This is a genomic window from Myxococcota bacterium, from assembly GCA_039030075.1.
Lineage (GTDB): Bacteria > Myxococcota_A > UBA9160 > UBA9160 > SMWR01 > JAHEJV01.
In genome coordinates, this window is record JBCCEW010000007.1 from 134165 (window position 1) to 159560 (window position 25396).

The window sequence follows — 25396 nt, forward strand, 5'->3', positions numbered from 1 at the left end:
GGTTTCCCATGGTTTACGTACGCGACGATCTCGGCGACGAGAGCTACTACGAGCAAACCCGGCGACAGACCGAGGGCTTCGACGCCGGTCTCTTGCGCGAGCCCCTGGGCGTCGTCCCCGCACAACGTCCGATCACGCTCGCGCCGGATGCGAACGTCACCGAAGCCATGCGCATGATGCAGCGAGAGCACCGCGGCTGCGTCCTGGTCACCGACGACGGCACGATCGAGACGAAGCTCACGGGGATCTTCACCGAACGCGACGTGCTCTTCCGGATCGTCGACCGGGGTCGCAACCCGGCGGCACTGCCGATCGGCGACGTCATGACCGCCGACCCGGAGACGCTGTCGATCCACGCCACCGTCGCCTACGTCTTGAACAAGATGTCCGTCGGCGGCTTCCGCCACGTGCCCGTCGTGGACGACGAGCGCCGACCCGCTTGTGTGATCTCGGTGCGCGACGTCGTCAACTTCCTCGTCGACGCGTTTCCGAGGGAGATCCTGAATCTCCCGGCCGAGCCCGAGCCCGAGCCGCCGCGGTCACGAGAGGGCGCCTAGGGTCGACCGCGCCGCCTGCTCCCGAAGACGGAGCGGGGGTCACAGGGGGGACGCATGTTCGGACGCCGGCCCGACGCCCGGCTGGTGACGGATCTCGCGCCGGTGCGGCGCATCCTGCCCCACGTCTCGCCGCGTCGGAACGACTCGGTGTTCCATCTGGAGCAGCAGGTCGACGTCGAGGCGGCCCTCGAGTTCCTCGACAAGCACAACCTGAGCCGGCCGTCGGACCGTCCCGCCACCCTCTTCCATCTGCTGCTGCGATCGCTCTCCCAGGGCTTCGTCCTCCGCCCGGGCGTCAACCGCTTCGTGAAGGGCGGCCGCCTCTGGGAGCACGACTCGATCCAGCTGACCTTCTCGGCGAAGCGAGAGCTCGTCGACGGCTCGCCGCTCTTGATCCTGAAGCGGCGCTGCGACCCCGAACACGAGAGCCTCGACGACCTCGTCGACGACGTCTACGCGCGACTCCTCCCGGCCCGCGACGGCGAGGTCCTCACCAGCGACCGCGAAGCCTCGCTCCTCGTCCGGCTTCCCGCGTTCCTCACCGCGTGGCTGGTGCGCGGCGCGGATTGGCTCGATCACTTCGGACTGCTCCCGCGCGCCCTCATCGAACCGGATCCGCATTTCACGTCGCTCTTCGTGGCGAACCTCGGCTCGGTCGGACACGACGCGGGGTTCCACCATCTATGGGAGCGCGGCACCTGCTCGTCCTTCTGCGTGATGGGACGTGTGCAACCGGGTCCCTCGGGTCGAAGACGCGTGAAGCTCTGCTGGACCTACGACGAGCGCATCGAAGACGGGCTCTACTCGTACGGCTATACGAATGGGGTCCAGGAGCGACTCGAACGTCCCGAGCTCCTGCTCGAACCGCCGTCGGCTCTCGACGACGCGACACCCACCTGAGCAACCGAACCGGGCTTGTGCGAAGCTGTCCAACGACGGAGGGTGGGATGGCTTCGGGATCCGGTACCGGCGCAGCCCGGGACACCCGGTTGCGGAGCGACGACGGACGCTTGGTGCGCGGGCGGAAGAGTCGCGCGCGCATCCGAGCGGCGGCACGCAAGTTGTTTCGCGAGCGTGGCTTCGACGGTACGACCTTGCGCGCGATCGCGGCCGAGGCCGAGATGGGCGCCAGCTCGATCTACCGCCACGTTGCCTCGAAGCACGAGCTGCTGGTCCTGGAACTCGCGGAGCTCCAGGAAGAGGCGTGGCTCCAGTTCCGCAAGCGCGACGATCGCGGCGCCGCGACGGCCTCGCGCGTGCGGGACTTCCTCGACGTCCAGCACGGTCTGCTCGCCTCGAACGCCGACCTGGTGGTGATCGCCCTGCGGGCCACCACCTACCCGGACGCTCCCGTCGCGCGGCGCGCCCTGGCACTGCAGGACCGTACGATCGGCCTGCTCACCGAGATCCTGCAGTCCGGTCGACGCGATCTCGCACCGGGAATCGAGCCCCTGGCCGCCGCGCGGGCGCTGTTCCACGCAGCCAGCGGAGCTCGCATCAGCTGGGCGAATGGCCTCGTCTCCGAACAGGGGTGCCGCCGGGCGGTCGACGAGTGCGTCGCCCTGCTCTTCCGTGGGCTCTCGGTGGGTGCGCGCCCGGAACCGACGCGGCCCCTCCCGGCGCCACCTCCCGACGCGCCCTGAGCCCTTCCCTGACTGGCGCGGGCTCCCGCGCCGAGCCCTCAGAGGTCTGCGTCGCGCTCGATCTCGGCCGCCTTGGCCTCGAGCCAGCGGCGGTAGTCGGGCCCGGTCCAGGCGCGCTGCTCGCCGTTGCGCGTACGCTCGGCGTTGTAGTGGTACTGCCAGGCGTTGAGGCGGTTCGCGCGTGCGGAGTCGCGCTCGGCAATCACCTTCGCAGGAACGCCCGCAATGATCGAGCCGGGCGGATACTCGCGGCCCTCGGGCACCATCGCGCCGCCCGCGACGATCGACCCCTTCCCGATCACCGCTCCGTCCATGATGACGGCGTTGATGCCGACCAGACAGTGATCCTCGATCGTGCAGCCGTGCACCGTGGCGTGGTGGGTGATCGAGCAGAACGCGCCGATCCGCGTCGGGAACTCGTACCCGATGTGGATCATCACGAAGTCCTGGATGTTCGACATGCGGCCGACTTCGATCTCGTGGCACTCGGCGCGCATCACGACGTTGTGCCAGACGGAGACATCGGCCGCGAGGGTGATCTTGCCGGTCAGCTCCGCGGTCGGTGCGATCCAGCAGGACGGGTCGATGGTCTGCAGGTCGCTCACGCCCCGGCCTCGAAGATGGCCTGGCTGCGCGCGCGCAGATCCGGGTCGACGAGGTAGTCGAGCGCCGTCATCGCGAGAGACTTCGCGCCATCGATCGCCGCCGCGTCTCCCATCTCCGAGCCCGCCCACTCGGCGAACTCGGGGTTGTGGATGGTGCAGTGCGGTGGCGCTGCCGCCAGCATCGGATGGATCGACGGGACACGATGGCTCACGTTGCCCATGTCCGTGCTCCCCTGCATGCCATCGGGCAGCTTGTCGTAGGGGAAGAACTCGCGGCCGAGCGCTTCCGCGTTGTGACGGAACGCTTCCGCGAGCGGCTCGTTGTATCGGATGTCCAGGTAGTCGGCCTCGCCCCAGACGAGGTCGAGCTCGGCTCCGGTCGCCTCAGCGCCCGCACGGAAGCAGCCTTCGACGCGCGGTTTCAGCTCCAGGAGTTCGGCCTTGGTCGCGGCGCGGACATAGAAGCGCCCGGCCGCGCGGTCCGGGACCACGTTGGGTGCCTGCCCACCGTCGGTGATGATGCCGTGGATGCGTTCGGTGGATTTGATGTGCTGGCGCAGCGCGGCGATCCCCTGGTACGCGACGACGAGTGCGTCGAGGGCATTGATGCCCCGCTCGGGCATGGCCGACGCGTGCGCCGTTCGGCCCCGGTAGACCACTTCGGCTTCCGACATGCACACGCAGGGCATGTTCACCAGGTTGACGCTCGCCGGGTGCATCATCATCGCGGCGTCGACGCCTTCGAGGGCCCCCTTCCGCACCATCAGCTCCTTGCCACAGCCGTGCTCTTCCGCGGGCGTCCCCAACACCCGCACCCGGCCCGGCAGCCGCTCGCCGAGGGCCGCCAGGGCGATGCCCGCGCCGACCCCGGAGGTCGCGATCAAGTTGTGCCCGCAGGCGTGCCCCACGTCGGGGAGGGCATCGTATTCGGCCAGGACGGCCACCGTCGGCGGCTGGCTGGCACCGGCGCCGCCGAAGTCCGCCGAGAAGGCGGTCTCGAGGCCGTAGGCCGGTGCCTCGACGTCCAGACCCGCGCTGCGAAGCCATCCGACCAGGTGTTTCGCCGCTTCGTGCTCCTGGAACGCGAGCTCGGGATGGGCGTGAATGGCGCGGGATATCCGCAGGAGCTCGGGCCGCAGCCGCTCGACGGTCTCGCAGACTTCGCGCTTCAGCGCCTCGAGGTCCTGGGTCATGCGCTCCTCCGCGTTGCATCCCCGGCACGGTAAGCCTATCTCAGATGCCCCGTCTCGGGCGCGACGCCCGTCGGAAGTGAGGTCCGAACCCCTGCCATGCGTGCCATCGTCGTCGAGAAACCGACCCCCCACTCCGAGCTCCGCGTAGGCGAAGCTCCCGAACCGACCGTGGGCCCGCGCGACGTGAAACTGGAAGTGCACGCGGCCGCGTGCAACTTCTTCGACACCTTGATCGTGCAAGAGCGCTACCAGGTGAAGCCGGGCTTCCCCTTCGTTCCCGGCGGCGAAGCGGCCGGCGTCGTCATCGAGGTCGGCCGCGACGTGACGCGCTTCTCCCCCGGCGACCGGGTCCTCGCCCTCGGTTCCACGGGCGGCTACGGCGAACGCGCCGTGTTTCCCGAAGCGGCCGTCCAACCGATCCCGGATGCGATGCCCTTCGACGATGCGTCAGCGATCCCGATCACCTACCCCACCTCCTACGCCGCGCTCGTCTACCGGGCGGCGCTGCAGCCGGGCGAGACGCTGCTCGTGCACGCCGCCGCCGGCGGCGTCGGGCTCGCAGCGGTGCAGATCGGCCGGGCGCTCGGGGCGCGCGTCATCGCGACCGCCGGCGGTGCCGACAAGTGCGCCGTCACCGTCGAGGAAGGCGCGGAGGCCGCGATCGACTATCGCTCCGAGGACTTCGTCCAGCGCATCCAGCAGCTCACCGACGGTCGCGGTGCCGACGTGATCTACGACTCGGTCGGCGGCGAGACCACCCAGAAGAGCCTCAAGTGCATCGCCTGGAACGGTCGGCTGCTGATCGTCGGGTTCGCCGGTGGCGACATTCCCGAGATCCGCGCGAACCGGATTCTGTTGAAGAACATCGCGGTCACCGGCGTGCACTGGGGCGCCTACGTCGAACACGAACCCGAGCGCGTCCCCGAGTGCTTCCGGGAGATCTTCGCGCTCTACGAACGAGGCGCGCTGCGACCCCGCATCTTCGGCGAATACCCGCTCGCCGAACTTCCCGACGCCCTCGAGCTGTTGGCCTCTCGCAAGACCCACGGAAAGCTGATCATCCACCCGCAGGAAGGCGGCGCCTAGCAGGTTGCTGGAGAACCCTGCTAGCTCTCGCGCAGCGCCTCGAGGATAGCGAGGCGCAAGAGCGGCAGGTTGACCTCGTGGTGTCCGATCACCTCGAGGCCACGCGCCACGGGGCGCCCGATCACGTTGGCCCCCGTGCGGTAGTGACGCTGCATGTCGAGGTTCGCCGCCGTGACATCATCGAGAGCAACGCCCTGGTTGCGGGCAATCGAAACCAGCTTGAGGAACACCTCGGGCATGATCACGGCCGAGCCGATGTTCAACCACACGCCGCCTTCGAGTTCGGTGGCGATGCGCGCGGCGATCCGGAAGTCGATGTGGGACGCCTCGCCGACGTCCGCACCCGATACCGACGGGTGCATGTGCACCGTGTCGGTGCCGACCCCCACGTGCACCGTGATCGGCACCTCGAGCCGCGCGCAAGCCGCCAACACCGAGTGATCGGCGTGGGGCAGCTTCTCGGCTTCGAGGCACATCGCGTGGCCGAGCCCGATGCCCTCGCGCGCCCCGCGCGTTGCAGCCCGCGCGTAGGCCTCGGCGGTCTCTCGCGCCCAGCCGAAACTCCCGTCGCGAATCGTCACTTCGACGTGCTCGCTGGTTCCCCCGATGAGCGCGATCTCGTAGTCGTGGATCACGAAGGCGCCGTTCACCGCGAGGGCGTCGATGATGCGCCGCTCCAGGAGATCGATCAGCACGGGCCCGCAGCCGACCTTCACGACGTGCCCGCCCATCGCCGCCACCACCCGAGCACCCGCGCGGTGGGATCGGGCGATGGTCTGGGCCAGCTCGCGCAGGCTCGACGCCCCCAGGAAATCGGGCAGCGATTCGAGGAACTCGCCCACCGTGGCGTCTTCCGGAGCGACCGGACGGAAGCCCTGGAGCGTCGACTTGTTGCGGCGGGCCCCCAGCGCCCGATCCTTACCGACGGAGAGATCCAGCGGTCCCGGCCGCTCACGACGACTCATCGACGGCGGCCCTCTGGGGCGTGCAGGCGAACCTGCCCCCATACGTCGACGCACCACCGCCGGGTGGGGGAACAGCGGACCCTCATGGGGGCGGAGTGGCTACGGGGTGTCGACATCGAACGACGGGCCGTACGTGGGCCCTCGACGCTAGCAAAGCTGTGCCGGCTCCGACCCGTGGCGCTGCTCTGCTAGGCTTCGCGGCTCCGCTTCGGCGGAGTGCCCTCCCCTGACAGGGCCCCGGCCCGTGCGCCGCCCTCGCCCGTCCGAGACCAAGGAGTTGCCGTGAGCAGCGAAGAACAGTCGCAAGACCCCCTCCAGAGCCTCGCCGAGGTCAAGGTCGATCTGGCGAACCTGTACAAGGAAGAGGTCTTCACCGACCTGCGCATCGCCACGATCCGGCGACTGACCCCGGTGCGTCCCGACGGCACGCCCGACGAGAGCCGTCCGGCGCTCTACTCGGCCCAGACGACGCTGATGTCCCAGGCCGGGCCTCTGCCGGTCGAATCGCCGATCGAAGCGGCTTCCCTCGAAGAGGCCGCAGAGAAGTTCCCGGCCGCGATCCAGGAAGCGGTCGACCGCCTGGTCGAGGAAGCGAAGGAGATCCGGCGACGCGAGGCGTCGCGCATCGTGGTGCCCTCGGCGGTGCCGCCGGGTGGCGGTCAGGGTGGCCCGGGCGGCGGAATCATCGGCGGAGGCGGCGGCAGCGGCCTGCTCTAGTGGCCACCGCCGCAAAGCCCCGGTGACCCCCGACCCCACACCGCTGGACGTCGAGGTCAGCGCGTCGATCGGCCGCGTGTCGGCGCTCTTCACACGGCCGGCGGACGCCCGAGCGCAGCTGGTGCTGGCCCACGGCGCCGGCGCCGGCATGCGACACGCGTTTCTCGAAGGTGTGACCGCGCGCCTCGCCGAGAACGGCATCGCGTGCTTCCGGTACCAGTTCCCCTACTGGGAGGCAGGACGTCGTGCGCCGAACCCGCCGCGCGTCCTCACGGCCACGGTGCGCGCGGCGGTCGAACGCGCCCACGCGGAGGCCCCCGACCTGCCTCTGTTCGCCGGCGGGAAGTCCCTCGGCGGTCGGATGACGTCGACGGCGATGGCCGCAGAGCCCCTGCCCGCAGTGCGGGGGCTCGTGTTCTTCGGTTTTCCACTGCACGCACCCGGAAAACCCGGCAACGAACGCGCCGCACATCTGGCGTCGGTGCCCTGTCCCATGCTGTTCCTCCAGGGCACGCGCGACAAACTCGCGGACCTCGACCTCTTCGCGCCGGTCTTCGACGAGCTGGGCGCGCGTGCGACGCCACACATCGTCGAGGGCGCCGACCATTCCTTCCAGGTGCTGAAGCGGTCTGGGCGCACCCACGAGGAGGTGCTCGACGAACTCGTGGCCCAGGTCGGTGCTTTCGCGGACCGGGTGGGGAGCGCCTAGCGCGCGCGCCTGGATTCACGCCGCCAGACTCACGCCGCCAGGCGCAGCTCGAGCCGCGACCGTCCGCGCACCAGGAACGAGTCGAGGAACTCCACCTCCGGGCAGGCACGCTCGCAGCGCATCAGGTGGGGCAGCAAGGCCTCCAGCGCGACGCGGGCCTCGAGGCGCGCCAGCCCGGCTCCGACGCAGAAGTGATGCCCCTGACCGAAAGCCAGGTGGCCGCGCGTGTCGCGCTCGATGTCGAAGGTGTCCGGCGCAGCGAAGCGTCGCTCGTCCCGGTTGGCGGCGCCGACCAACAGGACGACGTGCGCATCTGCCGGGATCTCGGCGCCGTGCCGCGACAACGTACACCGCGTCGTTCGGTTGACGATCTGGATCGGGCCGTCCCAGCGAAGCGACTCCTCGATCGCCGCCGGGAGCCAGCGGTCGGGGGCCGCGTGCACCATTGCCAGCTGTTTCGGGTGGGCGAGCAGGGCGTCGACGGCGTTGCCGATCAGGTTCGTCGTGGTCTCGGTACCCGCCATGAGCAAGAGCTGGACGAAGAGGTACACCTCGAACTCGCTGAGCTCGAGACCACCGTCATCGGCCTGAAGGAGCTGGCTCAGCAGGTCGTCCCCCGGATCGGCCGCGCGCTCGCGGATGATCGGCTGCAGGTAGTGACGGAACTGGGCCATCGCCTCGATCATGCCTCCATCCAGGGAGGCCTCACCGGTCCCCGCCGCGAGGATGGTGTCGGCGAGCTGCTTGAACTTCTCGCGCCGGCTCGACCCCAGCCCGAGGAGCTCCCCGAGAATGCGCACCGGCAACGGATCGGCCAGGCGCCCGATGACGTCGATCGGGTGGTCTCCCACCATCGGCTCCAGACAGTCATCCACGATCTCGCGCACCTGCTTCTCGAGATTCTCGATCCGGTCCCGGCGAAAGCTCGGACGCACCAGCGCGCGCATCGCCGCATGGGTGGCGCCGTCCTGATGGGCGAGCATGCGTGCGCCCCGCGCCTCCAGGGGTGACGTGCGCATGAAACGGAAGTACTGGATGGCCATCCGCAGCCAGTGGAAGGGGCTCGGGCGATCTCCGGCAGCCAGACCCATCGGCCGCTTCCACTGGGACGAGAACCACTCGGGGTGCCGCAACGCCCAGGAGACATCCTCGAACCGCGACAACACCCAGGCGTTGGACTCAGGCGCGTAGTGGATGGGTGCGGTGTCGCGAAGAGCCCGGTAAGCCGAGTATGGGTCGGTCTTGTGCGCGTGAGAATACGGCTCGAACAGCAGCGGCATCCGCATCACCCCTGCAAGCAATCATATGGAGCCAGCCAGCGAGCATCCACCCCAAAAACGAGTGACGGGCGTCACCAGGCAGTGATGGGGCCGGCCGGTCAGACAGCGCCGAGGATCAACCCGCTGGTGGGGACGCCCGTGCCCGCCGTGACCAGCACGTGCTCGACCCCGTCGACCGGGTTGTGCGAGGTTCCGCGCACCTGACGGACGCCTTCGGCGATGCCGTTCATCCCGTGGATGTAGGCCTCCCCCAGCTGGCCCCCATGGGTGTTGATCGGGAGCCGACCGCCGAGCTCGATATGGCCTTCGCGCACGAAGTCCTTCGCCTCGCCGCGGCCACAGAAGCCGAACTCCTCGAGCTGCGTGAGCACGAAGGGCGTGAAGTGGTCGTAGATGATCGCGGTCTGGATGTCCTCGGGGCCGACCTCGGCGGTCTCGTAGAGCTGGCGGGCCACCAGCCCCATCTCGGGAAGCCCCGTGATTTCCGGCGTGTAGTAGCCGGTCATCATCTGCTGTTCTGTGATGGCGCCCTGGGCGGCGGCCGCGACGCGGACCGGCGGCTGACGCAGATCTCGCGCCCGCTCGAGGCTCGTCAACACGACCGCCACCGCTCCGTCACTCTCCTGACAGCAGTCCAGCAGGTGCAACGGCTCGACGATCCAGCGGGAGTTCTGGTGGTCCTCGAGGGTGATCGGCTTCTCGTAGAACCAGGCCGAGGGGTTGGTGGCGGCGTGCTTGCGATCCGCAACGGCAACCCGACCGAAGTCTTCGCTGGTCGCCCCGTACTCGTGCATGTAGCGCTGGGCATTCATCGCCACCCAGGACGCGGGGGTGAGCAACCCGTAGGGCGAGTGCCAGCCGAAGTGGATGGTTTCGGTGCGAGGCGTCAGCGCCTGCCCCTGCACGCCGGTGCCGAAGCGCTGCTCGGAGCGTTCGTTCATGGCGCGATAGCAGACGACGACTTCACAAACGCCGGACGCGATCGCCATCGCCCCCTGCAAGAGCGGAGCACAGGCGGCACCACCGCCGAAGTGGGTCCGCCCGAAGAAGCGCAGGTCACCCCCGCCCAGAGCGCGGTTGACCTCGATCTCCGGGTTGTTGTCCATCGTGTAGGTGGCCATGCCGTCGACGTCGCTCGGCGGGATGCCGGCATCTTCGAGCGCAGCGGAGATCGCCTCGACGGCGAGCCTCAGCTCGGAGCGGCCCGAGGCCTTCGAGAACTCGGTGGCGCCGATCCCGACGATCGCCGCTTTGTCCTTCAGGTCGTTCGCGAAGCCGGTCACGAGGGAAGCACCACCACCACTTCGCCCCGCACGTGATGACCGAGGTCGTTCTCGCCGACCACGGCCACCGTGACCTCCCCGCCCGACGCCTTCGACTTGACCTCGCCACGCAGACGCATCGTGTCGCCGGGGTAGTTGGGCGCGCCCAGGCCGATGTCGACCGAGCGGATCAGCGCTTCGGGCCCGGCCCAGTCGGTCACGTATCGCCCGACGAACCCGTTCGTCGTCAGGATGTTCATGAAGATGTCCGTCGAGCCGCGCTGCTTGGCGAGCTCGGCGTCGTGGTGGACATCCTGGTAGTCGCGCGAAGCGATGGCACCGGCGACGATCGTCGTCCGGGTGATCGGGACCTCGAGGGTCGGCAGTGCGTCCCCCTCCGCGATCTCGGGGTAGCGCAGCGTCGCTCGGCTCTCGCTCATCACGCCTCCGGAGTCGCCCTGGACCTCTAGGCCTCGAGCTGGGCGTAGGCGTCGCTCACCAGATGGCTGCCGAGATCGGCCAGGGTCTGGTTGGCCCCGCCGATCAACAGCTCGTTCTGCTTCGCCCACAAGAAGTAGCGGTGGATCGGATACTCGATGTCCGAGCCGATGCCGCCGTGCAGGTGCTGCGCGGTGTGCACGACCCGGTGGCCGGCCGTGGCCGCCCACCACTTCGCCGTCGCGATCTCGGCCGTGGCGTCGCGCCCTTCGGCGATGCGCGAGGCGGCCTGCATCACCACGCCTCGCAGCGCCTCGACGTCGATCCACGCGTCGGCAGCGCGCAGGGCGACCCCCTGGAACGTGCCGATCGGCTTCCCGAACTGCTTGCGCTCGGAGACGTAGGTCGCCGTCTGCTTCGTGGCGCCCGCCGTCACGCCGACCTGGATCGCGGCCAGCGCGATCGCCGTTCGCTGTTCGAGGAAGCGCACGATCTCCTGCCCACCGTCGGGCGCGCCCAGCACATCGAGGGCCATCGCACCCGACAACTCGACCCGCCACTGCGGCTCGCCGTTCGTGATCACCTGGCGCTCGAGGGTCACACCGGGACCCTTCGGGTCGACCAGGAACACCCCGACGCCGCCGCCGCAGCGGGCCGGCACCAGCAGCGCGCGTGCGAGATCGGCCGCGGCAACGCAGTGCTTCTCGCCGTCGAGGCGCCAGCCGTCTCCGGAACGAATCGCTTCGGTGCGCGGCTGCGCGGCATTGGAGCTCGCGTACTCGACGAGGGCGGCCGAGAGCACCGCCTCGTCCTCGGCCACCGGGCGCAGCCAGGTCTCCTGCTGTTCGGGCGTGCCGAACTCGGCGATCGGCATGGCACCGAGGACGGCCGTCGCGAGGAGCGGCACGGGCGCGAGGTGACGTCCCTGCTCTTCGAGCACGACGCACAGCTCTTCGATCCCGAAGCCGCCGCCGCCGAGCTCTTCGGGAATCGCCAGGGCCGTCAGGTTGGCGCGCGCGAGCTCACCCCAGAGCTCGAGATCGAACCAGGCTTCGCCCTTTTCGAGCTCGAGCAAGCGGTCGTGCGTGACGCGGTCGCCGAGGATCTGCTGGGCGAGCGCGCGAATCGCTTCTTGTTCTTCGGTGAGTGCGAAATCCATGGATCCACCTCTGGGCGATTGGGTTTGGGACTAGGCGTCGGGAACGGCGTGGAACAGGGGCAAGACGAGGTCTTCGTCCACGCGGGTGAATTCGACTTCGACGGGCATGCCGATCGTGATGTCGGCCGGGTCGACGCCGACCAGGTTCGACACGACCCGCGTACCCTCTTCGAGCTCGACGAGGACGATCGCGTTCGGGTATGCGAAGGGCGGGATCGCCGGGTGGTGGGCGACGACGAAGCTGTAGACCTCGCCCCGCCCGGAAGAGACCACGAAGCCCCGCTGGAGCGATTGACACTTCGGGCACATCGGTGTCGGCGGATGCTGCAGGTGCCCGCAGTCGAGACAGCGCTGGATGCGCAGCTCGCCCTGGGCCACGCCCTCCCAGAAGAAGGCGTTGTCCGTATTCTGCGCGGGCTTCGGGCGCGGGAGCGCTGCTGCCGACGGTTTCGCAGCGGGCGGTATGAACTTCAGCAGGCGGAAGGTCATGCGAGCGACCTCTTCGCCCTCGGCATCGCGATAGACCAGCAGCTCGTCGACGAAGCGACCGATGCCGAGCGCCGTCTTCTTCTCCGGGGAGACGCTCGCCACCTGGGTGGTGACGCTGAGCCGGTCTCCATCGCGCAGGTAGCGCGCGTAGTCCTGGCGACAGTTGGTGGCGACCACCGACGTGTAGCCGGCTTCGTCCAGGAGTCGGAGCACCTCTCCCGCAGGCTCGACCCCGCCCTCTCGGGCCGGCGGTCGGAGCCCGCGCATGGTCCAGGCCTGCAGCATGGTGGGCGGCGCGACGCACTCACCGTGCACCGACTTCGCCGCGAAATCGGCGTCGAGGTACACCGGGTTGTCATCGCCGACCGCGTCGCACCAGTGGCGCACCATCGGCGTGTTGACGGCGTCGCGCGCCTGCTCGGCCGGTCCCTCGCGTCCCAACCAGGGCGCGAGCTGTTCTTCCAAGGCGTCGGGGGGCACGGGGGAAGCGCTAGCGACCCGCGCGGGGCAGACCGAGCCCGAACATACCGATGAGCTCGCGTTGCACCTCGTTCACGCCGCCGCCGAAGGTGTTGATCTGGCAGGCGCGCCACTCGGTCTCGAGCTCGCCGCGCAGCACGTCGCCGGCGCTGCCGCGCTTGACGGCGCCCGGCATCCCGACCACTTCGAGCAGCAAGCGGTAGACCTCGATCACGGCCTCGGTGCTGTGCACCTTCGATGCCGACGCCATTGCAGGATCGACGACGCCCTGTTCGAGCTGCCACGCCATGCGCCAGTTGAAGACCTTCATGGCTTCGAGGCGGGCGTGGGCCTCCCCGAGGCAGGACTGCACCCAGGGCTTCTCGGCCACCGACTGGCCGTCTTCGGCCTCGGTCTTGCGCGCCCACTCGAGGGTGTCCTCGAAGAGCTTCTGCGCGTAGGTGCTGAACGCCGCGAGCCCGATGCGCTCGTGGTTGAGCTGCAGGGTGATCAGCCGCCAGCCCTTGTTGACCTCTCCGACGACCATGTCGACGGGAACCCGCACGTTCTCGTAGTAGCTCATGCAGGTGTGACCGCCGCCGACGGTGTGGATCGGCGCGCTCGAGAAGCCCGGATCCTTCGTGTCGACGATCAACATCGTGATGCCCTTGTGCTTCGGGGCGTCGGGATCGGTGCGCACGGCGAGCCACACGTAGTCGGCAGAGTCGGCACCACTCGTGAACATCTTCGTGCCGTTGATGACGTAGTGGTCCCCGTCGAGCACGGCTTCGGTCTTGAGTGCGGCGAGGTCCGTGCCGGCGTCGGGCTCGGAGTAGCCGATCGCGAAATGGATCTCGCCGGCGAGGATGCCGCGCAGGAACTTCTGCTTCTGCGCTTCCGTGCCCGCTTCCATCAAGCAGGGCCCGACCGTGTTGAGCGTGACGAAGGGGATCGGCGCGCCGGCACGGCGTGCTTCCTCGAACCAGATCATCTGCTCGATCGCCGTGCGGCCCTGACCGCCGTACTCGGTGGGCCAACCGACGCCCAGCCAGCCGTCCTTGCCCATCTGGCGGACGATTTCCTTGTGCAGCGGGCCGTTCTCGAGCCCCACCAGCTTCGGCCGGACCTCGGGCGTGATCAGCTTCGCGAAGTAGTCGCGGAGTTCGGCGCGCAGCGCCTTCTGTTCGGGGGTGTAGTCGACATGCATGGGAGAACTCTCCGGCTGCGCGGACGGCGGGCCCGCTCGAAATGGCACTTAGTCAAGCGACCAAGTTGGGAAAGGATAGCGTGTCGCCCGGAAACGGCCCCGCGCCGGGCGGCGGGTCCGTAACTTGCTGATTTTGTTCTGAGAACTCGGCCTCCTGCGAGGCGGGCGAGGGGCTCAGTCCGGGTACACGAACGCGGGCGTGGGCGTCAGCTCGATCCACAGCGGCTCGTCGCCGAGTTCGCGGACGCTGGCTTCGGAGCTCGTCACGCCGACCTCGGTCACCGTGTGCTCGACGCGCACCCGGTCCGCATCGATGTCGAGCTGCACCAACACGGGCGGCAGCGGATCCCCGGGGCCCACGAAGTGGGGCGGTTCGTACCATCCCACCCAGGCGCGACCGTCGTTGCCGTCGAGCGCGTAGACGTGCACCTGCTGCGAGTCGAGGGGCAGTCGTTCGATCTCTTCGCGACGCGCCAGTGCGCGCTCGAGCTGGCGGTAGGCGAAGAAGGCGGGATAGCCGCGGTGCCCATCGCGCTCGAGGAGGCCCGACCAGGCCGCGAGACCCGCTGCCGCGTGGAACGAAGGATCGCTCCACCAGGTGGCGTCGGTCGCGCTCGCCAACTCTGCGCGCCGCACCCCGCGACGCGCGAGCACCAGTCCCTTGGTCACCACGTTGCGTGCCGCAGACGCCCGTGCCCAGGCGATCGCCTCGGGGCTGCCGCGCAGCAGCGCATCGAAGGCCGCGGCGATCGCGCAGCGGTCCGACTCCGGGGTGGCCGGGCCGAGCCGGGCGCGCTCGGGTCCCTTCTGATCGCAGCGGGAAGGCGCGCCTTCCTCGGCGACCGGTGCGGTGGTTCCGCCGATGACCTGGATCGGTTTCCCTCCGCCGTTCACCGCCAACCAAGCGAGCCACGCGTCCAGCTCTTCGGCCGAACCCGACGCTTCGATCGTCCACTCGTCGAACACGTCCGTCGCCGTCGCCAACGCATCGAGCCGCGCGGCCACCGCGCCCGGCGGTGCGCCGCGCGCGCGCAAGGGAGGCAGCACCACGACCACGCGATCCGAGGCCTCGCGGAATGCGGTCTGGAACCGCACGAGAAGCTCGGGATAGTCGGCGAAGGGCTCGATCCCGCCGGCGTGAAGATCCGAACCGATGCGAAAGCGGCGCACGGACCCGTCGAGCCCGGGCGCGTCGAAGTCGCCGTCGTCGTCGTAGCGTTCCACGACGCTGGCGGCCCACTCGGCGAGCGCCGCGCGCTGCTCCGGATCCGCCGGGAGATCGCTGCGGGGTTTGAGCAGCGTGTCCGACGCCCTGAGCGCGTGGAAGTCGAGACACAGCTCGAGGTCGCGAATCCCTGCGCTCTGGAGCGCCACCACCCATGCGTCGACGCGTTCCCAATCCGGCACAGCGCCGGGCTCCCAGCGCAGCCAGGCGCAGGGCGCGTTGGCGACTTCGAGCCCCACGCCCGCGAGGGCCTTGCCCACCGGAGCGAGTTCTCGCGACATGGTGCGCGCCGTGCCCCAAGCGAAGGGCGCGTCCGACTCGACCCGGGGCGGCGGCTCGGGAAGCGGAGCGGCCCGCTGGGGCTCCGTCGCGCAACTCGCGCACAAGAGTGCCGTGAGCCCGAGGGCCGCTGCGCGCGCCTGGCGTACGCCGATTCCGTGCCCAGCCATCTCGCCGGCGGAGGTTACTCGGGTTGGGTCGACGTCGCTGCCGGCGGGGGCACCTCGGGCAGCCAATCTTCCGAAGGCGCCTCGTGGCAGGTCCTCAGCAGCTCCGCTGCACGCTGGTTCGCCGGAGCCGAGAGCCCCTCCCGCTCCGCAATCCGGACGACCGCGCCGTTCCGCGCCTCCACTTCGAGCGGCCGCCCTGCCAGGCGATCCGCCAGCGTCGATGGAGCGCCCCCGGACATCAGCGTCGTCAGCCGCTCGCGGATCTCCTCGGCGAGCCTTGGATCCAAGGCGATTCCGCGCGCCGCCGCGACGCGCACGGTTTCCGTCGCCAGTGCCCCGCACCAGCGACGCCGCCGCGCGCCGTCGATCTCCGGCAGAGGACGACCGGCCAGCGCCGCGACGGCTCCACTCGCCGCGTTCCAGGCGAGCTTCTCCCAGGCGGCGCGCTCGGGATCCGCCACGCACTCCACCTCGAGATCGGTGTCCGCGAACCACGCCGCAAACGCCTTCGCGTCGGGCGCCGTGGGCACCTGCAGCCGCGCCCGGCGCCGCTGCACCACGTGTCCCGGCGCGATCCGCTCGGCGGGACAGTCGATCACCACCGGCACGACCCGCTCGGCGGGAACCCAGCGCGACACCCGCTCGGCGTGTTCGACGCCGTTCTGGATCACCGCGACGCGGGTGTGCTCGCCGATCGCCGCATCGAGCCAGGGCCTGGCGCCCTGTACCTGGTGCGCCTTCGTCGACAGCACGACCCAGTCGGCGGGCGCCAGACGCGAGGGATCGACAAGGGTCTGGGGGCGGACCTCCCAGCGCGCGTCCGGCGCATCCACCACCAGGGTCTCGACCGGCGTTCTCACGCAGAACACCAGGTCGGGTTGCCTTCCGACGAGACGCGCTCCGCAGACCCCGCCAATCGCGCCCAATCCGATCCAGGCGATGCGAGCAGCGGTGGACACGCGGCGAGTATACTCGCGCGATGGCGAGCCCCCTGGTCTTCATCTCCGGCGCATCGAGTGGCATCGGGCAGGCACTCGCGGATACGGTGCCGTTCCCCGCAGCGCGCTCGATCGACATCAGCCGACGGGGCAACCCGAATTGCGAGCACTTCGCCGCTGATCTGTCGAAGCCGGCCGAGTGGCCGCGCGTCGCGGAGCACTTTCGCAAGGAGATCGAGGGCTTCACCGGGGACCGCGTCGTGTTCATCCACAACGCGGGAACCCTCGACCCGATGGGCTTCGCGGGTGAGGTCGACCCGACGGGCTACGCCGAGCAGGTGTTGCTGAACTCGGCCGCACCCCAGGTGCTGGGCGACGCGTTCCTCCGCGCTGCGGCGCACACCGAAGCGCCTTGCACCCTGCTCTTCATCGGTTCGGGGGCCGCCAACTCGGTCTATCTCGGCTGGTCGGCCTACGGCGCCGGCAAGGCCGCGGCGGACCATTGGGTGCGCACCGCAGGTGCCGAATGCGAGCAGCGCGGCGGGCGCTGCCGGATCGTGTCGGTCGCGCCCGGCGTCGTGGAGACCGACATGCAGCGGGACATCCGTGCGATGACCGAAGAAGCCTTCCCCGACGTCGAGCGTTTCCGCGAGCTGCATCGCGAGGGTGCGCTGCGGTCGCCGGAAGAAGCGGCGCGCGACCTCTGGAAGCTCGTGGTCGAAGACCGCTTCGACAACGGCGCCACGCTGGACCTGCGGGACGGCTGACAGAGAGGGAGCCCACGGTGCGCAGCAGCTGGCGTTGGTTCTTCGTGGCTTCCGCGGTCCAGACCGTGCTCTTCTTCGGGGTCCTCGCCGCCTACGGAACTGAAGAGAACGGCCTGCGCACGCTGGTCCGTTCCACGGCGCGCAGCGGTTGCCTGGTGTTCCTGGCCGTCTACGCCGCGTCTTCCCTGCGTCGGATCTGGCCCTCGGACGCCACCGGTTGGCTCGTGCGGAACCGCCGACCGCTCGGCGTGAGTTTCGCATGGGCCCACGGTCTGCACGCGATCGCCATCGCGATGCTGGCCACGCTGCAGGGCGACGCCTTCGAGAGCGATCTCGTGACCCTGGTCTTCGGTGGGATCGGCTACCTGCTGCTCACCGCGATGGCCGCTACGTCCTTCGACGGCGCGGCGCGCAAGATCGGCCCCCAGCGCTGGGCGCGACTCCATCGCACCGGGATGCACTGGCTGTGGACACTCTTTGCGTTCAACTGGACCCTGCTCAGCCTGCAGTCGCTCGGCTACCTGCCGATGGCGATCGCGACCTGGGCGGCCGCGGCCGTTCGTTTCGCCGCCTGGCGCGCGCGCCGTGTGGGGCGGCGGGGGTCCGAGCCGCGCGCGGACGACCCCCTCGAAGCGGCAGCGAGCTGAGCCCCTAGGGGCGAGGCGCCCGCGTCCCGATGCACCGGGCGGGGATGCGCTAGGCTGCGCGCCGCCGCCGCGAGAGTGCCCCCGACCATGATGAACCTCGACTCCGAACGCGTCGCCCAGTCCGTATCCGAGACCGACTGGCAGGACGCCATCCGCACCTGTCATCTCCTCCGCGTCGCCGAGACGATCGAGGAGACCCACGACACGCTCTCGATCGTGTTCGAGGTTCCCGCCGCGCTGCAGGACGCGTTCGCCTATCGCGCGGGTCAGTTCCTGAGCTTCAAGGTTCCGCACGAGGGCAAGGTGCTGGTGCGGAGCTACTCGCTCTCGAGCTCGCCGGAAACCGACTCCGCGCCCAAGGTGACGGTGAAGCGGGTCGAAGACGGTCGCATCTCCAACTGGATGAACGACCACGTGCGCGCGGACGTCTCCTTGATGGTGGTGCCGCCCGCGGGACTCTTCGTGCTCGACCCCCAGTCGACGCGCGACGTGGTGCTGTTCAGCGGCGGCAGCGGGATCACGCCGTGCATCTCGATCATCAAGACGGCACTCGTCAGCTCCCAGCGCAAGCTCACGCTCTTCTACGCGAACCGCGACGCGCGCTCGATCATCTTCTCGAAGGAGCTCGAGTCGCTGCAGCAGCAGCATCCGGGCCGCCTCGAAATCACCCACTCGCTGGACGCCGAGCGGGGCTTCGTCACCGCCGACGACGTGCGCGGCGTCGTGGGGAGCGCGCCCGACCGCGACTTCTTCCTGTGCGGACCGGGCGAGTTCATGGACACGGTCGAGGCGGCGCTCCAGAACGCCGGCGTCGCCCGGGACCGCATCGCCATCGAGCGTTTCGTGTCACCGACCGATCCGGGCGACGACGCGACCACAGACACGGCGGCGAGCGAAACCAGCGGAGATGCGCCCGCCACCATCACGATCGCGCTCGACGGCCAGGAACACGAGGTGCCCTACGAACCCGGTGAGCGGATCCTCGAGGCGGCGCGTCGCGCGGGTCTCGACCCGCCGTTCTCCTGCGAAGAGGGCTACTGCTCCTGCTGCATGGCGAAGGCCCCGAGCGGCACGCTCGAAATGGCCACGAACGACTGCCTCACGCCCGACCTGCTCGAAGAGGGCTGGGTGCTGACCTGCCAGGCCCGCTGCAAGGGCGGCGGGAAGGTCCGGATCGAGTACCCGGACTGAGCCACGGCTCGCCCAGGATGCGGGCACCGGCCGCGCGTCCTACCTTTGAGCAACCCTCCCCCCGCATGAGGGATCTCGCGTGACCCAGCGTCTTTCGCGTCACCGGTCACGAACGCTCCGAACCGCTCGGAAGAACCGAGTCGCCGCGCGTTCGCTCGCCGTCCTCTTCGTTTCGTTCGTGATCATCGCCGCCTCTGCCGCGCACGCCTACGAACCGATCTACGACCCCACCTACTACGGCCCGGCTCCGCAGGAAGACCCGGGCCTGCTTCGCGAGGGGGGCATGGGTGCCGCTTCGGCGGCGGCGAGCCTGGTCTACGGACCGCTGAAGCTCGGCTACGCCGTGGGCGGTCTCGTCCTGGGAGGCTCGACCCTGCTCTGGACCTGGGGCGATCAGGAGACGGCCATGACCCTCGTGCACATGTCGCTCGGCGGCGACTACGTCATCACGCCGGCGCACCTCGGCGGCGCCGACGACATTCGCTTCACGGGCGAATTGCCCGCGCGTCAGTAGCCCGTCGCCAGCGCGGGCTTCAGAGGCCCGAGACGGTGCGATCGTCGTGGGCGGTCGCCGCGTCGAGGTGAGCGGTGCAGCCGACGCGCTCGACGCGAAACGGCGGCCTGGGGTCGATCTCGGTGAGCGCGGTGTTGCCGAGACCACGCGGGGCCACCGCATCGCCCAGGTCGAGCACCCGGGAGAACAGCGAGTGGCACACCAGTCCGTGGGTCACCACCACGAGGTGCCCCTCGGTGCGTGACGCGGCCGCGATCACGCGCTCCCACACCGCATCCACCCGCGCGTGCAGCTCTTCCCAGCTCTCGCCGCCCGGCGGGTGGTAGTCGGGCGCGAACGGATCGGTTTCGAGGTCGGCGTAGGCGCGGCCACGCAGCTCTCCGAAGTGCCGTTCACGCAGGCCCGGGTCGAGGGTGAGGGTCGCGCCAGTCACCGCGCGCACCGCTTCCGCCGTCTGCTGGGCCCGGGCGTAGTCACTCGCGAGCAGCCCGCCGATGGGCGCGCCCTTCAGGCGCTCCGCCAGCCGCGCCGCCTGGGCGTGGCCGCGTTCGGAGAGCGGCGTGTCCGGAAACTGCAGCACGCGCTTCGCGTTGCCATCGGTCTCGCCGTGGCGAACCAGCAGGATCATCCGTCGGCCACGCAGCGATTGTGCAGGGTGCCGATCCCCGGAATGTGGCTCGTGATCTCGTCGCCCGGCTTCAGATAGCGCCGCGGATCCCGGACGCTTCCGACACCCGAGGGCGTTCCCGTGAAGATCAGATCGCCGGGCTCGAGCGCGCAGTAGCGCGACAGGAAGGCCACGAGCTCGGCCACCGAGAAGATCATGTCGCGGGTGCGGTCCTCCTGAAGACGCTCACCGGAGACCTCGCACCAGAGCGGCACGTCGTCGGGATCGTCGAACGCCGCGAGCTCCACCAGCGCCGGCCCGATGGGACCGTACCCGTCGGCCGACTTCCCCATCGAGAACTGGGGCGGCTTGTCCGAAAACTGGAGCGCGCGGTCCGAGATGTCCTGCCCCACGCAGTAGCCCGCCACGTACTCCATTGCGTCGGCCCCCTCGACGCGTCGCGCTGGGCGCCCGATCACCGCCACCAGCTCGACTTCGTAGTCGACGCGCTCGGACGTCAGGGCGACGTCGGCGCGCGGTCCGGCCAGGCAATTCGGGAACTTCGTGAAGATCATCGGCTGCTTCGGGAGATCGAGACCGGCTTCGGCGGCATGCGCCCGGTAGTTCAAGCCCACCCCGAAGACCTTCGAAGGGCGCGGGACGCAGGGTCCGAGCTCGCTCTCGTCGAGGGCAGGATCGTCGGCGCCTGCGCGGATGTCTTTCGCCCAGGCGCAGAACTCGGACCAGGCGGCGATCACGGCCATCGGGTCTGCGGGGAAGCGACCCTCGGAACGCTCGGCGACGTCGACGAAGCGCCCGTCGCAATCGAGTCCGGCGCGGCCAGCGCGGTTGACGAGACGAACTCCCATGGGATGCTCCTGCGTGCGTGGGGCGCCCAGTCTAGGCGAGGCCAGGGCCTCTGCGGGAGCACCCGACGACCTCCATGCAGATTTCTCGCGTACCCCACTCCTGGAACCTCTCGCCGCGGCGCGCAGCCGAAGTGCAGCGGACGCTCGCCCCGCGTGTGCGCACGCGCCCGACGCGGCGCCGACTGCGCTTCGTGGTGGGCGTCGACTGTGCGTTCGCCGAGCAGCGGGGACAGGCGCCCGCGGCCCTCGGCTCGGACTGTCTGGCGGCCGCGGTGGTGTGGGACGCCCAGGAGGGGTGCGTCGTCGAGGAACGCGTGGCATCCCGTCCCCTGCGTTTCCCCTACGTGCCCGGCCTGCTCTCGTTCCGCGAACTGCCGGCAGTGCTCGCGGCCCTGCGCCGCGTGCGATCCGAGGTCGATGCGATCTTCGTCGACGGCCACGGGTTCGCGCATCCGCGTCGCTTCGGGATCGCGTGTCACCTCGGCGTGCTCGCCGACCGCCCCTGCGTCGGCGTTGCGAAGAGTCGTCTGGTCGGGTCCCACCGCGAACCCGGACGCGCGCGGGGCGACCGCACGCCGCTCCTCGACGAAGGCGAACGCCTCGGGACCGTGCTGCGCTCGCGCGACGACACGCGCCCGCTCTTCGTGAGCGTGGGTCACGCGATCGATCTGGCGACCGCCGAGTCGCTCGTGCTGCAGTGCGGCGTCGGCTACCGGCTGCCCGAGCCCACCCGCCGTGCAGATCGTCTGGTGGCTCTGGAGAAGCGCGCCCGCCGCGAACGCCGCTAGCCGTTGAAAAGATCCTGCAGGATCGACAGGGTCTCGCGCTCTTCGGCGGAGACCTCGCCATCCGCCGCGATCACGCCTTCGATCGCTTCCAGGAAGATCTTGCGGTGCGCCTGAGGGATCGTCATCGGGTCGACGCTGTCGACCGCCGGCGGCACTTCGAGCCACTGGCGCACCTGGGCCCGATCCTCGTTGTCCAGATCCAGGCGCTCGACCAGACGCGCTACGAACGCACGCTCCTCGGCCTGCACCTCGAGATCCGCCCAGGCGAACGAGCACACGAACTTGATCAGATGCATCCGCTGGCGACGATCGAGACCTTCGAACACAGGGTTCTCCTGATGCCCGCTGGCCGCGCCCGCGGCCCCGGGTGGAACGCGCATTATACGCGCCGCCGCAACACGGGAGGGGAAGCTGCGATCGAGGCCGCGTCCGGAAGCCCGAGCGGAACCGGGAGCGCTGGCCCCGCCTAGCCGGTCGCCACCAGACGCGGCAGCAGCTCGCTGATCGAACCCCGCAGCACCGCGTCGGCGAGATGGTCCATCTCGGTGGCCTCGCCGTTCAGGATGATCACCCGGGCGCCCCGCTCCTTCGCGATCGGGACCACTGCGGCAATCGGATACACGGCGAGGGTGCTGCCCACCGCGAGCATCAGATCGCAGGTCTGGGCGGCGATCTCCGCGCGGCGCAGGTCCTCCATCACCAGACTCTGGCCGAAGGAAATCGTCGCCGACTTGAGGATGCCGCCGCAGCTGCGGCAATCCGGATCCTCTTCGCCTGCGCGCACGCGCTCGAGGGCGCGCTCCATCGGCGCCCGTTCGTTGCACTCCATGCACACGACGTCGCTGAGCGTGCCGTGGATCTCGACCAGCTTGTCGCGGTCGGTTCCGGCCCGCTCGTGCAGGCCGTCGACGTTCTGGGTGATCAGCGTGTCGAGCTTGCCGCGTCCCTCGAGATTCACGAGGGCGCGATGACCGTCGTTCGGCGCCAGGTTCCAGTCGCCCATCTCCAGGCGCGTCTGCCAGGCACGTTTGCGCACCTCGGGATCGGCCATGTAGTGGCTGATCGTGGCCATCTTCTCGGCCTCGGGATTCTTCGTCCACACCCCCTGCGGCCCGCGGAAATCGGGGATGCCCGAGTCGGTGGAGATGCCCGCGCCGGTCAGCACCACGACGCGCTCCGCGGCGTCGATCCAGGACCGGGCCTGCGAAAACGCCGCTTCGTGTTCGCTCATCTCCGCAGTGTGCCCGAGAACGCGCGGAAGCGTCCATGCCGCGTCCTGCTGCCCTCCGGCGACCGCGGGCGTGCGCCCAGCTACCTTGCCCCGGCCGAAGCCCGATCTGGAGGAAGCGTCATGGAGAAGCTGGTGTATCTCGCCTGGTGCCCGGCACCGCTCGAGTCCTGGAAGGAAGCGCTGCTCGGCCCGGTCGCCCAGGCCTGGCTCGACGCCGGTGTCGCCGCTCTCAACGTCAGCGTATCCGACCTGGTCGGGCGCGAGATCGAAAAGCCCTCGCTCCTGATGGGCGACGGCGCCACGGTCTCCGCCGCGATCTCGGTGTGGCTCGACAGCATCGACGACCGCCGCGCGCTCGAGGGCTCTCTCGCGCCCCATTGCGAACGCCTCGAGGGCTACCTCGTGACCGAGTCCATTCCCCAGCGCTGCGACGACCGCGACTGGCCCGACGGCGCACGCAGCCCAGGCGTCACTCACTTCACCTGGTTCCCGAAGCCCGAGCGCCTCACCGACGGCGACTTCTACCGCGCCTGGCACGAAGTCCACACGCCCTTCTCCTTCGACCTGCACCCGCTTCGCTGGGAGTACGTGCGCAACGCCGTGGCGCGTCCGCTCACGGCGGGCGCGCCCCCGATCCGAGCGATCGTCGCCGAGCGGTTCCGCAGCCTCGAGGACTACACGGATCCGAAGCGGCTGTACGGTGGACGTGAGGTCCTTTCGAAAGTGATGGAAGACACCGAGCAGTTCGCCGACGTCTCGGACATGCACTCGGTGCCGCTGTCCGAGTACATCCTGCGCAGCTAGTCAGCCCTCTTCGGCGACGGGCTCCCCTTCACGGGCCGGCGGGAACTCGGCGAGAATGCCGTCGATCACCCGCTGCAAGCGGGCCGCGTCGAGGTGACCGTCCCGGGTGCGCGTCGCCGCCCAGCCGCGCCAGATGATGCGCCGGGTCTGGGCGTCGATGACGTCGACGATCAGCGTGCCCTCGTCGTAGGTTCGCACCAACGGCGGATAAACCGTCGACCCGGCGTAGAAGCCCCGACGCCCGAACGCGCCCGGCGACACGAAGCCGGGCGAGGTACGGGTCACTTCCCGGTTCACGAGGTCGTAGCGCAGGGCGAAGTCCGAGTCCTCGGCCTTGCGATAGCCGCGCTGTTCGAGCGCGGCTTCGACGCCCGAGCGCACGCGCTGGTCGACGAGGGTGTTGTGGGTGAAGGGATCCACCTCGGGCGCGCCCGCTTCGCGGGGCGTCTCGACGAGCGGCGGATCCAACCAGGTGAAGGTCTCGTAGGCGACGAAATCGACCTCGGGGTCGAAGTCGCTCTCGACGCGGAGCGTGGCGCAGGCGGTGAGGGCGAGCCCGGCCAACAACACCCCGACGAGTCGGACGCATGCAGGCATGGGAACCTCCGGAAGTGAAGGAGGGCGGTCGCTGCGAGCGAGTATGACAAACCCGCGAGCCGGGTTTCGGGTACCGTGCGGTCCATGACGCACACGATCCGCACCGCACGTCTCCTCCGGGCCGCTGGCCTGCTGGGAATCGCCGTCTGCATCGGGGGGCTCGGCGCCTGCCAGAGCCTGGCTCCCCCCGAGGAGCGCGCGGTGCCGGCCCTGACCGAAACGGAGGTCCGCGACCGGCATCTGCCCCTCGACGGCGCCGCCAACGCCCGCGATCTAGGGGGCTACACGACGCGTGACGGACGCCAGCTCCGCTGGGGCGTCCTGTATCGCTCGGACACGCTGGGGGAGCTGAGCGACGACGACCTGCTCTACCTCGAGCGACTCGGCGTGCGCCGCATCGTGGATTTCCGATCCGAACTGGAACGCGACCGCGAACCCGACCGGGTTCCGGGCGGCGCCGCGGTCACCTGGCAGCCGATTTCCGGCGACGGTCTCGATCCGCGCGAGCTGCAGGACCAACTCATGTCCGGCGAGATCACCGAGGAGGAAGCCAGCGGGTGGCTGATCGAGGGAAACCGGGCCTTCGTCACCGAGTTCGCCCCGGTCTACGCGCGCTTCTTGCGGGAGTTGGCCGAACCCGACGCCACTCCGACGCTCTTCCACTGCACGGCCGGCAAGGATCGCGCGGGCTTCGCCGCCGCCCTCGTCCTGATGGCACTCGATGTCCCGCGCGACGCGATCATGCAGGACTACCTGCTCACCAACGACTACCTCGAGCCGAAGACTCAGCGCATGCTGCGCCTGATCCGCTGGGCCTCGCTCTTCCGCGCCGATCCCGTCGCCGTCCGCCCGCTCTTCGAGGCGCGACCGAGCTACCTCCAGGCCGCCTTCGACACGATCGACGCCGAGTACGGCGGGGTCGATCGCTACCTGCGCGAAGGGCTCGGCGTCGACGATGCGATGCTGGCGCGCCTGCAAGCGAACCTTCTGGACTGAACCG

The 25396-nt window shown here is 69.6% G+C and carries 29 protein-coding genes; 13 read left to right on the forward strand and 16 right to left on the reverse strand.

Annotated features, from left to right (window positions below):
• Nucleotides 1-8 precede the first annotated feature (8 nt).
• The 3 genes from AAF430_09805 to AAF430_09815 are packed head-to-tail and all read left to right on the forward strand — an operon-like array spanning nt 9 to nt 2200.
• Nucleotides 9-557 carry a CBS domain-containing protein gene (locus tag AAF430_09805; GenBank protein MEM7410513.1) on the forward strand — a complete coding sequence of 183 codons (549 nt, stop codon included), beginning with the start codon at nt 9-11 and terminating at the stop codon, nt 555-557.
• A gap of 54 nt (nt 558-611) precedes the next feature.
• On the forward strand, nt 612-1457 hold the full coding sequence (locus AAF430_09810; protein ID MEM7410514.1) for a hypothetical protein: 846 nt from the start codon (nt 612-614) through the stop codon (nt 1455-1457).
• A 47-nt stretch (nt 1458-1504) separates the two neighbouring features.
• A complete protein-coding gene (locus tag AAF430_09815) occupies nt 1505-2200 on the forward strand; it encodes a helix-turn-helix domain-containing protein (GenBank protein MEM7410515.1) in 696 nt (231 codons plus the stop codon).
• Nucleotides 2201-2238: 38 nt separating this feature from the next.
• Here AAF430_09815 and AAF430_09820 read toward each other — a convergent pair whose 3' ends face one another.
• Together AAF430_09820 and AAF430_09825 are read right to left on the reverse strand one after the other, a co-directional pair.
• The gene (locus AAF430_09820) at nt 2239-2805 is read right to left on the reverse strand and encodes a gamma carbonic anhydrase family protein (GenBank protein ID MEM7410516.1); all 567 of its coding nucleotides are present in this window, start codon (nt 2803-2805) and stop codon (nt 2239-2241) included.
• The gene (locus AAF430_09825; GenBank protein MEM7410517.1) at nt 2802-3998 is read right to left on the reverse strand and encodes a M20 family metallopeptidase; all 1197 of its coding nucleotides are present in this window, start codon (nt 3996-3998) and stop codon (nt 2802-2804) included. Before AAF430_09825 ends, AAF430_09820 begins: the two co-directional genes overlap by 4 nt.
• A 96-nt stretch (nt 3999-4094) precedes the next feature.
• Here AAF430_09825 and AAF430_09830 point away from each other — a divergent pair, with 96 nt between their 5' ends.
• Entirely contained in the window at nt 4095-5084 is a 990-nt protein-coding gene (locus tag AAF430_09830) for an NADPH:quinone oxidoreductase family protein (GenBank protein ID MEM7410518.1), read from the forward strand.
• 20 nt (nt 5085-5104) lie between these two features.
• On the opposite strand, the gene AAF430_09835 is transcribed toward AAF430_09830, so the two are convergent.
• Nucleotides 5105-6049, reverse strand: a complete 945-nt coding sequence (locus AAF430_09835) for a hypothetical protein (protein MEM7410519.1) — start codon at nt 6047-6049, stop codon at nt 5105-5107.
• 282 nt (nt 6050-6331) lie between these two features.
• Between AAF430_09835 and AAF430_09840 the strand changes: the two genes are divergently transcribed.
• Both AAF430_09840 and AAF430_09845 read left to right on the forward strand, forming a co-directional pair.
• Nucleotides 6332-6766 (forward strand): hypothetical protein, encoded by a 435-nt coding sequence (locus AAF430_09840; protein MEM7410520.1) that lies wholly within the window; start codon nt 6332-6334, stop codon nt 6764-6766.
• 22 nt (nt 6767-6788) lie between these two features.
• Nucleotides 6789-7475, forward strand: a complete 687-nt coding sequence (locus AAF430_09845; protein ID MEM7410521.1) for an alpha/beta family hydrolase — start codon at nt 6789-6791, stop codon at nt 7473-7475.
• Between the two features lie 29 nt (nt 7476-7504).
• Here AAF430_09845 and AAF430_09850 read toward each other — a convergent pair whose 3' ends face one another.
• The 8 genes from AAF430_09850 to AAF430_09885 all read right to left on the reverse strand — a co-directional run bounded on the left by AAF430_09850 (nt 7505) and on the right by AAF430_09885 (nt 16402).
• On the reverse strand, nt 7505-8755 hold the full coding sequence (locus AAF430_09850; protein MEM7410522.1) for a cytochrome P450: 1251 nt from the start codon (nt 8753-8755) through the stop codon (nt 7505-7507).
• Nucleotides 8756-8853: 98 nt separating this feature from the next.
• Nucleotides 8854-10038, reverse strand: coding sequence for a lipid-transfer protein (locus tag AAF430_09855; GenBank protein ID MEM7410523.1), 1185 nt, complete (start codon nt 10036-10038; stop codon nt 8854-8856).
• Nucleotides 10035-10457 (reverse strand): MaoC family dehydratase, encoded by a 423-nt coding sequence (locus AAF430_09860; protein MEM7410524.1) that lies wholly within the window; start codon nt 10455-10457, stop codon nt 10035-10037. The genes AAF430_09855 and AAF430_09860 overlap by 4 nt, the downstream gene beginning before the upstream one ends.
• 26 nt (nt 10458-10483) lie before the next feature.
• On the reverse strand, nt 10484-11614 hold the full coding sequence (locus AAF430_09865) for an acyl-CoA dehydrogenase family protein (protein ID MEM7410525.1): 1131 nt from the start codon (nt 11612-11614) through the stop codon (nt 10484-10486).
• Nucleotides 11615-11644: 30 nt separating this feature from the next.
• Complete coding sequence (locus AAF430_09870) at nt 11645-12583, reverse strand: bifunctional MaoC family dehydratase N-terminal/OB-fold nucleic acid binding domain-containing protein (protein ID MEM7410526.1); 939 nt, start codon at nt 12581-12583, stop codon at nt 11645-11647.
• Between the two features lie 10 nt (nt 12584-12593).
• Complete coding sequence (locus AAF430_09875; protein ID MEM7410527.1) at nt 12594-13769, reverse strand: acyl-CoA dehydrogenase family protein; 1176 nt, start codon at nt 13767-13769, stop codon at nt 12594-12596.
• 174 nt (nt 13770-13943) lie between these two features.
• Complete coding sequence (locus AAF430_09880; GenBank protein MEM7410528.1) at nt 13944-15443, reverse strand: hypothetical protein; 1500 nt, start codon at nt 15441-15443, stop codon at nt 13944-13946.
• 14 nt (nt 15444-15457) lie between these two features.
• Entirely contained in the window at nt 15458-16402 is a 945-nt protein-coding gene (locus AAF430_09885; protein ID MEM7410529.1) for a 2-dehydropantoate 2-reductase, read from the reverse strand.
• A 20-nt stretch (nt 16403-16422) separates the two neighbouring features.
• Between AAF430_09885 and AAF430_09890 the strand changes: the two genes are divergently transcribed.
• From AAF430_09890 to AAF430_09905, 4 genes are all read left to right on the forward strand, one after another.
• Nucleotides 16423-17148, forward strand: a complete 726-nt coding sequence (locus AAF430_09890) for an SDR family NAD(P)-dependent oxidoreductase (GenBank protein MEM7410530.1) — start codon at nt 16423-16425, stop codon at nt 17146-17148.
• A gap of 17 nt (nt 17149-17165) precedes the next feature.
• Complete coding sequence (locus AAF430_09895) at nt 17166-17795, forward strand: hypothetical protein (protein MEM7410531.1); 630 nt, start codon at nt 17166-17168, stop codon at nt 17793-17795.
• Between the two features lie 87 nt (nt 17796-17882).
• Entirely contained in the window at nt 17883-18986 is a 1104-nt protein-coding gene (locus AAF430_09900; protein MEM7410532.1) for a ferredoxin--NADP reductase, read from the forward strand.
• A gap of 79 nt (nt 18987-19065) precedes the next feature.
• A complete protein-coding gene (locus AAF430_09905) occupies nt 19066-19500 on the forward strand; it encodes a hypothetical protein (GenBank protein MEM7410533.1) in 435 nt (144 codons plus the stop codon).
• A gap of 19 nt (nt 19501-19519) precedes the next feature.
• On the opposite strand, the gene AAF430_09910 is transcribed toward AAF430_09905, so the two are convergent.
• Nucleotides 19520-20128 carry a histidine phosphatase family protein gene (locus tag AAF430_09910; GenBank protein MEM7410534.1) on the reverse strand — a complete coding sequence of 203 codons (609 nt, stop codon included), beginning with the start codon at nt 20126-20128 and terminating at the stop codon, nt 19520-19522.
• Complete coding sequence (locus AAF430_09915; protein MEM7410535.1) at nt 20125-20976, reverse strand: fumarylacetoacetate hydrolase family protein; 852 nt, start codon at nt 20974-20976, stop codon at nt 20125-20127. Before AAF430_09915 ends, AAF430_09910 begins: the two co-directional genes overlap by 4 nt.
• Nucleotides 20977-21050: 74 nt before the next feature.
• Between AAF430_09915 and AAF430_09920 the strand changes: the two genes are divergently transcribed.
• A complete protein-coding gene (locus AAF430_09920) occupies nt 21051-21764 on the forward strand; it encodes an endonuclease V (protein ID MEM7410536.1) in 714 nt (237 codons plus the stop codon).
• Here the strand turns inward: AAF430_09920 and AAF430_09925 are convergent.
• Together AAF430_09925 and AAF430_09930 are read right to left on the reverse strand one after the other, a co-directional pair.
• Nucleotides 21761-22090: a TerB family tellurite resistance protein gene (locus AAF430_09925; GenBank protein MEM7410537.1), complete on the reverse strand. Its 330-nt coding sequence runs from the start codon at nt 22088-22090 to the stop codon at nt 21761-21763. The genes AAF430_09920 and AAF430_09925 overlap by 4 nt on opposite strands.
• A 140-nt stretch (nt 22091-22230) precedes the next feature.
• Nucleotides 22231-22995 (reverse strand): Sir2 family NAD-dependent protein deacetylase, encoded by a 765-nt coding sequence (locus AAF430_09930; protein ID MEM7410538.1) that lies wholly within the window; start codon nt 22993-22995, stop codon nt 22231-22233.
• Nucleotides 22996-23115: 120 nt separating this feature from the next.
• On the opposite strand from AAF430_09930, the gene AAF430_09935 reads away from it, so the two are divergent.
• A complete protein-coding gene (locus AAF430_09935; protein ID MEM7410539.1) occupies nt 23116-23799 on the forward strand; it encodes an EthD domain-containing protein in 684 nt (227 codons plus the stop codon).
• On the opposite strand, the gene AAF430_09940 is transcribed toward AAF430_09935, so the two are convergent.
• Complete coding sequence (locus AAF430_09940) at nt 23800-24396, reverse strand: DUF4136 domain-containing protein (GenBank protein ID MEM7410540.1); 597 nt, start codon at nt 24394-24396, stop codon at nt 23800-23802.
• 84 nt (nt 24397-24480) lie between these two features.
• On the opposite strand from AAF430_09940, the gene AAF430_09945 reads away from it, so the two are divergent.
• Nucleotides 24481-25392, forward strand: a complete 912-nt coding sequence (locus AAF430_09945) for a tyrosine-protein phosphatase (protein ID MEM7410541.1) — start codon at nt 24481-24483, stop codon at nt 25390-25392.
• The last annotated feature ends 4 nt before the right edge of the window (nt 25393-25396 follow it).

Coding starts and splice junctions, on each gene's coding strand:
- AAF430_09805 (MEM7410513.1), top strand. CDS start 9: ATGGTTTACGTACGCGACGATCTCGGCGACGAGAGCTACTACGAGCAA.
- AAF430_09810 (MEM7410514.1), top strand. CDS start 612: ATGTTCGGACGCCGGCCCGACGCCCGGCTGGTGACGGATCTCGCGCCG.
- AAF430_09815 (MEM7410515.1), top strand. CDS start 1,505: ATGGCTTCGGGATCCGGTACCGGCGCAGCCCGGGACACCCGGTTGCGG.
- AAF430_09825 (MEM7410517.1), bottom strand. CDS start 3,998: ATGACCCAGGACCTCGAGGCGCTGAAGCGCGAAGTCTGCGAGACCGTC.
- AAF430_09830 (MEM7410518.1), top strand. CDS start 4,095: ATGCGTGCCATCGTCGTCGAGAAACCGACCCCCCACTCCGAGCTCCGC.
- AAF430_09835 (MEM7410519.1), bottom strand. CDS start 6,049: ATGAGTCGTCGTGAGCGGCCGGGACCGCTGGATCTCTCCGTCGGTAAG.
- AAF430_09850 (MEM7410522.1), bottom strand. CDS start 8,755: ATGCCGCTGCTGTTCGAGCCGTATTCTCACGCGCACAAGACCGACCCA.
- AAF430_09860 (MEM7410524.1), bottom strand. CDS start 10,457: ATGAGCGAGAGCCGAGCGACGCTGCGCTACCCCGAGATCGCGGAGGGG.
- AAF430_09865 (MEM7410525.1), bottom strand. CDS start 11,614: ATGGATTTCGCACTCACCGAAGAACAAGAAGCGATTCGCGCGCTCGCC.
- AAF430_09875 (MEM7410527.1), bottom strand. CDS start 13,769: ATGCATGTCGACTACACCCCCGAACAGAAGGCGCTGCGCGCCGAACTC.
- AAF430_09880 (MEM7410528.1), bottom strand. CDS start 15,443: ATGGCTGGGCACGGAATCGGCGTACGCCAGGCGCGCGCAGCGGCCCTC.
- AAF430_09890 (MEM7410530.1), top strand. CDS start 16,423: ATGGCGAGCCCCCTGGTCTTCATCTCCGGCGCATCGAGTGGCATCGGG.
- AAF430_09900 (MEM7410532.1), top strand. CDS start 17,883: ATGATGAACCTCGACTCCGAACGCGTCGCCCAGTCCGTATCCGAGACC.
- AAF430_09910 (MEM7410534.1), bottom strand. CDS start 20,128: ATGATCCTGCTGGTTCGCCACGGCGAGACCGATGGCAACGCGAAGCGC.
- AAF430_09915 (MEM7410535.1), bottom strand. CDS start 20,976: ATGGGAGTTCGTCTCGTCAACCGCGCTGGCCGCGCCGGACTCGATTGC.
- AAF430_09920 (MEM7410536.1), top strand. CDS start 21,051: ATGCAGATTTCTCGCGTACCCCACTCCTGGAACCTCTCGCCGCGGCGC.
- AAF430_09930 (MEM7410538.1), bottom strand. CDS start 22,995: ATGAGCGAACACGAAGCGGCGTTTTCGCAGGCCCGGTCCTGGATCGAC.
- AAF430_09935 (MEM7410539.1), top strand. CDS start 23,116: ATGGAGAAGCTGGTGTATCTCGCCTGGTGCCCGGCACCGCTCGAGTCC.
- AAF430_09940 (MEM7410540.1), bottom strand. CDS start 24,396: ATGCCTGCATGCGTCCGACTCGTCGGGGTGTTGTTGGCCGGGCTCGCC.
- AAF430_09945 (MEM7410541.1), top strand. CDS start 24,481: ATGACGCACACGATCCGCACCGCACGTCTCCTCCGGGCCGCTGGCCTG.